This is a genomic window from Levilactobacillus mulengensis (genome assembly GCF_003946045.1).
Lineage (GTDB): Bacteria > Bacillota > Bacilli > Lactobacillales > Lactobacillaceae > Levilactobacillus > Levilactobacillus mulengensis.
On record NZ_RHNW01000006.1, the window covers coordinates 83,670 to 95,747 of the forward strand.

The following is a 12,078-nucleotide window of genomic DNA, read 5'->3' on the forward strand; positions in this document are numbered from 1 at the left end:
GGGAGGGCGGCGAAAATAAACTCAGCCGTGGGAATTATCTTAACGGTCGATTTTGACCGTTTAGATAATTGGCGACTTTGAGACTCGCTTCTTGAGGCTCAAAGCGAGTCTGAAGACCGCCCTTTGGCTTCAGGCGTCCGCCCACCGCGTTCCGGTTTATTTTCGCCGCCCGGTAAGGCGCGGACAAAGACCTGCTGGCTTCTTCACTTTTAGTCGACTGCTGGGTCGGTTGGGGTGGACCAGATGGCGGTGTCGTCTAACTGGTCGAGCAGCGGCTTGACCGCTGTCCCCTGCACGGAAATGTGTCCTACCACGTCATCATCGGCGGGTTTGCGCAGATGATAGAACGTGAAGTGCCAGTTGGCCTTGATCTGCCATTGGGTCTGGATCGCCGTCAGCTGACTGGCCGTAAAGTTGGCCGTGACCGCTGGCGTCAGGATCGTTGGTTGGGCCAAGGGTAAGCCACAAACGGCACGCATATGTTGTTCAAATTCATCGACCGTAGCGGCATCCCTGAAGACGTATCCCGTCTCGCTAGGTGCGGCCACAATCTTCTTCACGTAAATTGCCCCACTGCTGGTGAGGTAGAAGGAGACTTCAAACACCCCAACATAGTTGACGTTTTTGCCGACCTCTCCCGCGATCCGGTGAATTTCACTGGCCACGTCGTCATCAAGTTGAGCGGGGACCCAGGTCTTCTGAGCACGGTCATTGACCGACTGCACTTCCGTGATTGGAAAGGCTTGTTGGTTTCCCTCTTGATCACGGGCAACGATGATTGAGAATTCGCGATCATAAGCAATTTGGGATTCCAAAATGTAGGTTCCCCAGTCGAGTAACCCTGCCGCTTTGGCAATATCCGTTTGCGTCTTGATGACTAACTCACGGCCGTGGGACCATTCCTTTTGAATGGGCTTTAAGACACAGGGATAGCCAATGGAATTGACGGATTGGTACACGTCATCCAAGTTGATGATCGTGGCGTACGGTGCCACGTTCACGTTTAACTGATCAAAGAAGGCCCGTTCCAACAACCGATCCTGCATCATTTCCAGCATGTCTGCGCCCTGTGGAATCCGGGTGAACTGCGCCAAAAATTTGATGACGTCCGTGTCCACACGGTCCGAATCGTACACGATGGCCGCACAGCTCTCAGCAAAATGCTGGAGTTTGTCGCGATCCTTCGCGGTGCCAACTGCCTTGAAGTCTGCTAATTGTAGCGCCTCACTCGTTTCGTCAGCGCCATACGCCCCGACACGCAACCCCATTTTCCGGGCCGTCGTTACCAACATTGCCGCGTTAGCGCTGTTACCAATCACCCCAACAGTATCTCCAGGATATAAGACCGTGTTCGCCAATTTACTCCCTACTTTCTACCTAAAATTAATTTTTCCGTTAGTGTTAAAGATTAAAACCATTCACTTTTTATTCTAAAGTTTCCCAAGCGATTAAACAAGTTAGATGCGCCTAATCCTGGGCAAAAATGACCTGACCATCCGCAAAGGAAGCGATGCTAGCTAAAGCCACCAATGGGACGCCGGCGTCAACGACCATTTGGTGGCCCTTTTGGAAGCGCTTCTCGATGACGACACCGACGCCGGCGACCGTGATGCCCGCTGTTGCAGCGATATCGAACAATCCCTGAACGGCCTGGCCGTTTGCGAGAAAGTCATCCACGATGAGCACCCGGTCTTCGGGCGACAGGAAGCGCCGGTCAATGGAAATGTCATTGTTGACCTGCTTGGTGTACGAGTAGACCTTGGCCGTGTACAGGTTATCCTGTAGCGTCAGGCTCTTGTGCTTGCGGGCAAAAATAACGGGAACCTGTAAATGTAACCCAGCCATGACGGCGGGCGCAATCCCAGAAGATTCGACCGTTAACACCTTCGTGATGCCGGCATCTTTGAAATGGCGGGCAAATTCAGCCCCCATCTGGTCCATCAATTGGGGATCAATTTGGTGGTTCAAAAAGTTATCAACCTTCAGCACGTTACCGGGCAAAACCGTCCCGTCCTGTCGAATGCGATCTTCTAAAATTTTCATCGTCTTTGACCTCCAAAAAGTATTTCTTTTATTCTACCCGATTGCCGCTTAAAAAACAGCAACCTGACCAGACATTTAGGAATGCTTAACCCAACCACAGGCCGAGCAATTCCGAGATAACCGTCACCAACGCTAAGATTCCCAAGCTCCGGACGGCCAAAATAAAGGTTTCCTTCTTCACTTGAACGCGAAACAGTCCACGCACGTTGCGGACAATCAGGGGGACACTGATCAGCGCCAGCAACGACCATTTGGGCAGGTCGCCGAGCAGCACACTGACAATCAATGAGAGATACCCAATCACGTAGAAGCTGGCAAACAGCCATAAGGCCCCCTGCTTGCCCAAGTAGTAGACAATCGTCTTGCGGTTCAGACTCAGGTCCTCGGCGGCGTCACAGATGTTATTAGCTAGCAATAACGCGGCAATGGCCATCACGGCAATCCCGGAAGCCAGTAAAACCCGACCCATGAGCGGCCAAGTGAAAGCGGACGTTTGATAAAGGTTTAAATAAACCGTGATCAGCATGATCATATAGCCCATGGTAAAACCGGCAAAGAACTCCCCCGTAGGCGTGCCAGATAAGGGCCGTGGCCCCCCGGCGTACAGGTAGCCCACGAGGAAACAAAAGACTCCCATGACCAGTAACGGCCAGCCGGTCACCCAGACCAGGTACAGGCCAATGACCCCCGCCACGACCGCCATGCTCGCCATCAAGGCAAAAATCCGGTTAACGGCCAGGTGATGGACCCCAATGATGTTGGTGTACTTCTTCCACTCGGCGGCCTGATTGCCCGCCTTGGTGTAATCCTGATAATTATCATTGATATCCACGGCCATGTTAAAGAGCAACATCGCCACGAAAAACAACGCGGTAACGCCCCAATTCACGTGTTGATAGTTGGCCTGCACAAAAATGACACCCAATAAAAATGGCCAAACAGACGCAATTTTGGCTTTGATTTCAACGAGTTCGAGAAAGGTACTGACGGTCATACGGATTCCTCCTGAGTTTTTAAAAGTTTCAATGCTATAATGATTTGGCCTCCGACTTAGTGCGGACACGAGACTGCCGAATAGGCCGAGAGTTATGTAGGCTAAACATTTTGTCGTGCGACACCCTACTACAAAAAATGAACACGTAGATTCAGCTAACAAAGCCTGCCGCTCAGGCTGGAACCAACCCCACAGCAGGGCACCTTGAGCGCGCCGCCGGAAACGGATGTGCCACGACCCCACGTTAATCGCAAGCCCACGGGCTAAACCAGTGTCAGCCGCAGGGCTGGTGAAAATGGGCTCAGCCGTGGGAGTTGCCTTAGCGGGTTTCCCGCTTAGGCAACTGCTATCTTTGAGACTCGCTTCTCAGAGGCTCAAAGTAAGCCCACAGCATCACGGCCCATTTTCACCAGCCCGGAGGCGATGTTAACACTTAGTTTAGCCACAATTTGATAATAGCCCATACCTGCGGTGAGTTCAACCGCCACGGATGTGGGTTAGCCCGCTCACTCAGTCCCCCACAAATTAGTTTTTACCCCTAACGATTCCACCAGCGTTACGTCATTCACCGTCCACCCCGGCAATCCCTAATTTCACGCCATTTTCTGCGAATTTGGTTCGACTCGGTCTCCAATCGTCCTAACAAATTCAAACAACAGAGTAACCTTTATTTGACAACGTTTCCACATGCCGGTAAGATAAATTTTAACGTAACATACATAGCGAGGTGCAAAATGGATCGACAACTTTGGCGGCAATTTCCACAAGTAGAACCGCAACTGGATGCGCTACAGGACTACCTTTTTCGGGCGGTTCAGCTGGATAACCAACCCATCCACAGCAAAATATTAGCGTTGTTAAAATCTGGCGGCAAGCTGTTGCGTCCTGGATACTTTTACCTATTCTCTAAATTCGGGAACCAGGGCACGCCGGCGGAATTGCAGGCTGGCGCGGCGGCACTAGAAATTCTGCACGTCGGGACCCTGATTCACGACGACGTCATCGATGAGTCCCCGACCCGGCGTGGCGTCCGCACGATTCAGATGAAGTATGGCCAACGCAATGCCATTTATGCCGGCGATTTCATGTTTACGGTGTACTTTAACCAGGTCCTAAAGGCCACGGCCGACCGGCACATGGTGCAGGAACACATCGACGCCATGCACCGCATCCTGCAGGGAGAACTCCACCAAATGGACCTCAACTATCGCGAGGATATTACGGTTGACGCCTACCTCAACGAAGTCGCCGGCAAGACTGCCGAGCTGTTTGCGCTGAGTTGCTATACCGGTGCCAAACTTTCCGGTGCACCAGCCAGCGTGGTGGCCATCACCCGTGAGATTGGGATTGCCATTGGTTGCGCCTACCAAATGCTCGACGATATTCTGGATTACGCGGGCGACCCGGCCAAAACTCAGAAGCCGGTTCTGGAAGACTTGCGTTCCGGCGTCTACTCTTTGCCACTAATTCTAGCGATTCCCCAGGCTAAACGCGACTTCCACCACCTGTTGCGTAAGAAAAAGGACATGACGGTAGCCGACATCCAGGCCGTTCAGGCGTTGGTCGCCCAGTACCACGGCATCGAATCTGCTCGCCAATTGGCGCTGGCCCACACGGAAAAGGCGTTGGAACTGATTCAACAATTGCCAGCCGGTGAGGCCCAGGCCGACCTGGAAAAACTCACGACCATGCTCCTACGGCGTGATCACTAATCAACGAAACTAGTAAAGGGTCATCCCCGCGTGAGGATGACCCTTTTTGTATACTCATTTTATTTTCCGCGGTCCAAGTCGTACAACGCCCTGAATCGGGCATTGCCACGGTACAGTTCGACTGGCGTCCCCTGCATGTCGAAGCGGCCGTTTTCAATGAAGCGGACCTGATCGACGTGGTTGATGCCGGCTAAATGGTGCGTGACCCAGATAATCGTCTTGTCGTGGAGCACGCTGAAGACCGTGTCCAGCAGGTGTTGTTCGGTAATCGGGTCCAGGCTCACGGTTGGCTCATCCAAAATGATAATGGGCGCGTCCTGCAAGAGAATCCGCGCCAAGGATAGCCGTTGCCGTTCCCCACCAGAGAACCGGCTACCGGCCTCCTGAACTTCCGTGTCGTAGCCCTGAGGTAGCCGACCAATCAGATCATCCAGTTCAACGGCTTTGACGGCCGCGTGAACATCCGCATCGGTGGCATTTAAATTCCCCAAGCGCACGTTGTTCATCACGGTCGTGTCGAACAGGTACGGCTGCTGATCCAGCACGCCAAAGAGTTGCGCCCGTTGCTGCTGGAGCTGGGCAATCGGCACCCCGTTGAGCGTCACCTGACCACTAGCCGGCGTTTCGTCCCCCAAAATCAGCTTGAGCAACGTACTCTTCCCCGTCCCACTGGGACCCAACAAGGCTAATTTTTCACCCGGATGGAGCTCGAGGGAGAGATCATCAATGACTTGGCGTTCGGCCCCCGGATACGTGAAGGCCACGTGGTCCAGTTGTAGCGTCGGCGCCCCGTCAATCGTGGTTTGTGGCGCCTGTTCCGGTTCATTTTCATCCAAGCGGTTGACCCGTTCGATGGAATCCTTGTAGACCGGCCACTCGCTGACCCCTTGGCTCATGCTTGAGAACGGTTCGACGGTCGGAAACAGTGCCAACCCAAAGGCGGCGACCCAGTTGGCCTCGGCCTGATTGTGGGTAAACGTCAATCCGGCCCACCAAACGATCAGCACAACTGCTGCCCCGAAGACGACCTGAATGGCAAAGTTCCGCCACCACTGGAAATGGTGATCGGCCCGTCGCAGCGTGGCAATCTCATCGATGGGTTGGTCCTGTTGTGCTAGGAAGGCCGTCCGCCGACCAGAAATGAGCCAATCGCCCAAGCCCAGTACGGAATCGGTCAGTTTGGTATAAAAATTCCGTTGCACCTGGCGTGCTTGGAACTCGCGGCGACCGTTTACCGTCACGGACAACAACGGCATGAAGATGACAATCACACCCAACAGTAATAGCATCAACAGGCCAAACGCCCAGTTGAAGTAGCCGATGCCGATGACCACGAATAGATATAGCAGCCAACCAATCACTAGGGGAAAGACCGTCCGCAGATACAGGTTTTCAATGTGGTCGATGTCTTCGGCTAAAATACTGAGGACATCCCCCGTCTGGTGCGTCTGGCGAATGGCGACCGCTTGCTTTTCCACGGCCTGATACAGCCGCTTCCGGAAGTCCGAAACGATTCGCAGCACCCAGTTGTGACTGGTCAGTCGTTCCGCGTAACGGAAGGCTGGCCGGCCAATCCCAAAGGCCCGGGCGAGCACGATGGGCACGTAAATCATCAAAATGTTATACGGATGGGTGGCGGCCCGGCTAATCAGGTAGCCGGAGTTAAACATCAGCGCGCCCCCACAGAAGAAGGTCATGAAGCCCAGGAATAGAACCAGCGCCAACAGTTTCCGGTAGCGCCGCAGGTACGGCATGACCCAGTGATCGTGCTTAAATGTCGCAAAAAATCCCTTCATCGTGTCGTCGCTCCTTCCATTTCAGACCGCAACCGAACGTAGGCGCCGTTTCTCTCCTGAAGCTCGGCAGGGGTCCCCTGCTCCACGATTTCGCCGTGGTCCATCACTAAAATATAATCCATTTCATTCATCCAATGAAGCCGGTGGGTCGCGAAGAAGACCAAATGATTCGCAAAGACTGGCATCATGGTTTGTTTCAGTTCCACTTCGGTTTCAATATCCAAGTGCGCCGTGGGTTCGTCGAATAGCAGGACCCGCCGTGAATCATCCAGGAAGGCCCGGGCCAACGCAATCCGTTGGGCCTGGCCCCCACTGACGCCCCGGGCCCCTTCACCAATCTGGGTGTCCAAGCCGGCTGGCAAGGAGGCAATCCAGTTGGTCAACCCGGCTTTGGCGGCAGCGGCAGTAACGGCCGCTTCGCTTGCATCCGGCGCATAGAAGGCCAGGTTGTCCCGCAAGCTGGCATGGAACAGGTACGGCGCCTGTGGAATATAAACGAAGCTGCGTTGCCAGGCCTTCTGGTCGAGGTGTGGCACCTGCGTTCCGCGAACGTGAATTTGCCCATCTTGGGGGCTCAGAAAACCACCCAACGTGTTGATCAGGGTCGACTTCCCGGAACCTGAGGCCCCAATGATGCCGACCTTTTGAAAGCCGTGCACATCAAACGTGATATCCTTTAACGTCGCCGCATCCTCGCCATAGGCCACGTTCACGTGATCAAAGCGCACGTCATCGTCAGCCGTCCACACGGGCTCGCGGGCCGGTAAGAGCTCCCGGTCGCTCGGCGTTTCGCGTTGTAAAATATCCAGCACGGCCGTCAACGCATTCTTCCCGTTCAGGGTCGCGTGATAGTCGTTAGCAAAGTTTCGAATTGGGGCAAAATAATCTGGTGCCAGGGTCAAAATGACCAATGCTGGCAGGAGTTGAATCGAATTATTCATCAAGCCAAAACCCAAGAAAACGGCAATAATGGCGATCGACAGCGTCGTGAAAAAGTCCAACGCAAACGTTGACGTCATGGCAATCGTCAGCGTCGCCATGGTCTTCTTACGATAATCCTCACTGACTTGATAAACGTTGTCCGCATACTTTTCGTTCAAGCCTAACTGCTTCAGAGTTGGCAGACCCCGCAGCGTATCCACAAAGTGATTGGATAGCCGTTGGTAGCCGGCGTATTGCCGGTCGGCCTTGGCCTGGGCCGCGAGTCCCAAGATAATCATAAAGATAATAATCAACGGGTAAATAGCCAGTAGGAATAGCGCTTCTTTCCACTGGATAAAGGCGATGTAGATCAGCACCAGCCAGGGCGTAATCGACAGGTCCAGCACTTTCCCGATGATCATCATCAGGTAGGTTTGAATCTTGTCGATACCTTCCAGGCCCATGGTGACTACGTTTCCGGTCCCCTTCTCGGCCACCACGCTGGGGCCCAGGTCAAACAGCTTGGCCATAAAGTCCTTCCGCAATTTCTTAGTCGTTCGTTCGACAAACGGATACATGAGCCAATCCTTTAAGAGTGTCAGCAAATGACGCGCCAGAAAGGCGACCGCAAACACCGCCAACGGCTCGACAATCGTGTCAATCGGCTGTTGTTTCCAGAGCTGAACAATTGCGGCCGACAAGTACTGCGCCTGAATAATAATCATAATAGCTTGAATCACCGTCAGTACCGCCTCAATCACTGCGGCCGGTTTCACACCTGGAAATTTAAAAACTCGTGAATCAATCAAAATAAAGCCCCCTCACAACAAGTGATAACTCATACTGCCATGATAGCATTTTTTAGGTATCTAAGCGCTACCAATCAGTTGTAACCAACATCTTTTTGACAATTTAGTTGGTCACAACTGATTGGCTTTTGTAGTTTTGCGTTGACGTTCTCGCCTGCGGAAGCCAAGGAACGCGCCCCTGGGACCCGACCGAAGCCAAAGACCGGTCTTCGGTCTCGCCTTGAAGCTTCACCCACCCCGTGAATCTCCAAGGTCGGTCCGTGCTCTAGGCCCGGCAAAAAGCAGCCGAACCAAGACCACCGACACGGGCACGCTCCTTGACCTCCTCCGGCTTCACTTGACAACAACCGCCAAGCTAACCGGTTGTGGCAACAATCGTTCAGCTGTTTCCTGCCATCTGACTAGCTTACTCGTAGACGGGCTCAATATGTACACACTAATATACAGGAGAACACAGTCAATAACGACTACCACTGGATTAAACCAATGTCAGACGCAGGGCTGGTGAAAACCAGGCCGGCAAGGTCAGTGTCAGTGACCAGAGGCGGATCAAAGTGACCCGCTGTGTCGGTGGTCTTGGCTGAGGTCCTTTCTCAGCCTAGCCCACGGGACAACCTTTGAGACCGCCTTTTGGCTCAAAGTTGAGGTGGAAGCCCGTCCTTCGGTTGAAACCGGCCCCATAGCCGGGCACTTTGAATCCGCCGCCGGGAACGAACCTCAACACAACCCATGTCACTTCCTAAGAAACACTCCCACACCACACTAAGTTGAACCACTTTCAGCCGCCGGAGCTGGGAAAACTGGGCCGGTCGTAGAAGTGACCAGAGGCGAGCCAAGGTGCCCCGCTGTGTCGATGGCCTTGGCTGGGGTTCTGTCCCAGCCTAGCCCACGGGACAACCTTTGAGACCGCACCCAGGCTCAAAGTTGAGGTGGAAGCCCGCCCTTCGGCTGGAACCGGCCCCACAGCAGGGCACCTTGAGCGCGCCGCCGGGAACGGAAACGGCCAGGCCCAGTTTTCACCAGCTCGGTCCTCGCTGACAAAGACTGGCTTAACCAAAAATCCCCACGGCTGGAAAAGTCGTGAGGACCATAGCACCAAACAGATGCATTTAAAATTAAATTAAGCGTTTTGCTTAGGTGAAGCCAACCGCTTGTAGAAGACCCAGTAGCTCCAGATGAAGTAGACCAAGACGATTGGCAGGATGCTAAACGCCAAGATGGTCATCAGGTGCAGCGTGTAAGGTGAACTAGAGGAGTTCTTGATCAGCAGTGAGTACGCTGGATTGTTGGCAACCATGACCCGTGGGAATAACCCATTGAAGATCAGAACAACCACACTGACCAGTGACAAACCACTGCCGATAAAGGACAGCCACTCGTGGTTCCCCAGCACACCCCAGTAAGCCAAGCAAGTGAAGATGACCAAGGCAACCACGATTGCCGTAGTCGTCAGTGGCTTCTTGGCAAAGAAGTCGGTTGAGAAGTATAGCAGGATGGCAAATAACACTTCACCCGCAAATAGGACGGGGTACAGAATCTTGTTCCAGGCCAAGGCCCGTTCCCGTAATTCACCGGACGTCTTCAACCGAATGAAGTTTAACCCGTGAACCAGAGATAAGACGGTGACCGCTACCCCACCAACGATGGAGAACAGGTTGACGTAGTCGAAGAAGTGCGCGGTCATGTCCCCATTTTTATCGATTGGCATCCCGGCAATCATAGCGGTGAACAGCATTCCAAACAGGAAGGCGGCGCAGAAGCTCCCAATCGTGGAAGCCCACTCCCAGAAGTTTCGCCAGGTTGCCGTTTGCATATTGGCCCGGAATTCAAACGAGACTCCCCGGAAAATCAGGGCGGCCAGGATTAAGAACAGCACCAGGTAGAACCCGGAGAACAGGGTCGCATACCACATTGGGAATGACGCGAACATGGCACCACCAGCGGTGATCAACCAGACTTCATTACCATCCCAGTGCGGTCCGATTGACCGAATCACAACGTCACGTTCGGCTTCGGTCTTGGCAAAACTCTTGACGAGCATCCCCACACCAAAGTCAAACCCTTCTAGGAAGAAGAACCCACTAAACAGCACGCCGATTAAAATAAACCAGATCAGTTGATAGCTAGTCATGGTTGAACGCCCCCTTTGAGTACGGATCAAGGTCAGTATCGCCCGCCGCATACCCATCGGTATTTTCAGTATCAGGACCAGCCTTCAACGTCCGGTGACACAGAACGATCATGACCAGACCCATGCCGGCAAACATCAGGAAGTAAACAATGTTTGATGTCAGCAGCGAGGCAACGGATACATTTGGCGAAACCGCGTCGGCAATGGTCAGTAAGCCATAGACGACCCAAGGGTAACGCCCAAATTCAGTGATGAACCAACCAGCTGTGTTGACTACAAATGGGAGCCATAGGCACAGACCCATGATGTAGAGGAACCAGCGTTGATTCATAATCAGCTGCGACTTCTTGCGGTTAAAGAACAACCCGACAATCGCGAGCAAGGCAAACAGTGCCCCCGCCCCAGACATAATCCGGAAGCTCCAGAACAAGGTCTTGGTTGGCACGTAGTAGTTAATGTCATTGCCATATTTCTTATCGTACTTGGCATGTAACTCTTTGTTAATGGTGTTCATCCCTTTGATGGTCCCAGTTGTCTTGTGGTAACTCAATAAGTTCAAGACATACGGCACATCAACGGACCAAGTCGTCTTGTGTTGCTTGTTGTCGAATCCAGCAACCATTGACCATTCACCTTTATTGGTCGAGTCCTTATAGAGCCCTTCCATAGCGGCAAATTTCATCGGTTGGTTGTTGATTAAGTAACGACTTTGAATATCCCCACTGGCAATGGAACCCAGGGAGAAGATTAAGCCAATGACCAGCGCCACGTTCAAAGACTTGCGGTAGAACGTCACGTGATCCTTCTTCAGCAGACGCCATGCGGCACAGCCGGCAATGACGAAGGAAGCGGTAACAAAAGCGCCGAAGATAACGTGCGGAAATTCACTCCACAGCTGGGGGTTACTCAAAACAGCCCCAAAACTGACCATTTGGACATGGCCCGTTTGTTGGTTGATGATGTAGCCCAATGGGTTCTGCATGAAACTGTTGGCAGCCAGAATCCATAATGCGGAAAGTGAAGACCCGAACATAACTAACCAAATAAAGAGCGTGTGGACCCACTTATTGAAGCGGTCCCAGGTAAACATCCACATCCCGATGAACGTGGATTCCATGAAGAAGGCTGCTAGCGCTTCGATGGCTAATGGTGCCCCGAAGATGTCCCCCATAAACCGAGAGTATTCAGACCAGTTCATCCCAAATTGGAATTCCTGAATAATACCAGTAACCACCCCAACGGCGAAGCTGTACAGGAACATTTTGCCCCAGAACTGCGCCATCTTCTTGTAATCCTCATCACCCTTAATCGCATACATGGTTTCCATGACGGCGACGACAAAGGCCAAGCCGATTGAAAATGGAACGAAGAAGAAGTGAAAGACAGTGGTCATTCCAAATTGGAATCGCGCTAGGCCCAGGATATCCAGACCAAGATTTAACATTTTTCTAACCTCCCCAAACGTTATTAGTGTAAATAAATAATTGCTGTCTTGGCTCTATTATATCGAGTGATAAGTCAATAAGCAATGGTTGGGCGCTAATCTACCTAAAGTTAATGGATTACATTCGAAATTTGTGTGCAATTAAGTTGTTAGTCTCCGTGACACTTTAACCAATGTGTGCTATTTATGTAAGCGTTCTCCCTGTTTTAGCGGGATTTCTGGCAAACT

At 52.6% G+C, this 12,078-nt stretch carries 8 protein-coding genes; 1 reads left to right on the forward strand and 7 read right to left on the reverse strand.

What is annotated here, in order from left to right; genetic code table 11:
• Positions 1–209 precede the first annotated feature (209 nt).
• From EKM84_RS07270 to EKM84_RS07280, 3 genes are all read right to left on the reverse strand, one after another.
• A complete protein-coding gene (locus EKM84_RS07270; protein WP_125765121.1) occupies positions 210–1,358 on the reverse strand; it encodes an ATP-grasp domain-containing protein in 1,149 nt (382 codons plus the stop codon).
• Positions 1,359–1,467: 109 nt separating this feature from the next.
• Positions 1,468–2,043: a xanthine phosphoribosyltransferase gene (locus EKM84_RS07275; RefSeq protein ID WP_125765122.1), complete on the reverse strand. Its 576-nt coding sequence runs from the start codon at positions 2,041–2,043 to the stop codon at positions 1,468–1,470.
• An 85-nt stretch (positions 2,044–2,128) separates the two neighbouring features.
• Positions 2,129–3,037, reverse strand: coding sequence for a 1,4-dihydroxy-2-naphthoate polyprenyltransferase (locus tag EKM84_RS07280; protein WP_125765123.1), 909 nt, complete (start codon positions 3,035–3,037; stop codon positions 2,129–2,131).
• Positions 3,038–3,771: 734 nt separating this feature from the next.
• On the opposite strand from EKM84_RS07280, the gene EKM84_RS07285 reads away from it, so the two are divergent.
• Positions 3,772–4,749 carry a polyprenyl synthetase family protein gene (locus EKM84_RS07285; RefSeq protein WP_125765124.1) on the forward strand — a complete coding sequence of 326 codons (978 nt, stop codon included), beginning with the start codon at positions 3,772–3,774 and terminating at the stop codon, positions 4,747–4,749.
• Between the two features lie 59 nt (positions 4,750–4,808).
• Here the strand turns inward: EKM84_RS07285 and cydC are convergent, their stop codons facing one another.
• The 4 genes from cydC to EKM84_RS07305 all read right to left on the reverse strand — a co-directional run bounded on the left by cydC (position 4,809) and on the right by EKM84_RS07305 (position 11,850).
• Entirely contained in the window at positions 4,809–6,545 is a 1,737-nt protein-coding gene (gene cydC / locus EKM84_RS07290) for a thiol reductant ABC exporter subunit CydC (protein ID WP_125765125.1), read from the reverse strand.
• Positions 6,542–8,275, reverse strand: coding sequence for a thiol reductant ABC exporter subunit CydD (gene cydD / locus EKM84_RS07295; RefSeq protein ID WP_125765126.1), 1,734 nt, complete (start codon positions 8,273–8,275; stop codon positions 6,542–6,544). Before cydD ends, cydC begins: the two co-directional genes overlap by 4 nt.
• Before the next feature lie 1,120 nt (positions 8,276–9,395).
• Positions 9,396–10,406 (reverse strand): cytochrome d ubiquinol oxidase subunit II, encoded by a 1,011-nt coding sequence (cydB, locus tag EKM84_RS07300; RefSeq protein WP_125765127.1) that lies wholly within the window; start codon positions 10,404–10,406, stop codon positions 9,396–9,398.
• On the reverse strand, positions 10,399–11,850 hold the full coding sequence (locus tag EKM84_RS07305) for a cytochrome ubiquinol oxidase subunit I (protein WP_125765128.1): 1,452 nt from the start codon (positions 11,848–11,850) through the stop codon (positions 10,399–10,401). The genes cydB and EKM84_RS07305 overlap by 8 nt, the downstream gene beginning before the upstream one ends.
• Positions 11,851–12,078 lie beyond the last annotated feature (228 nt).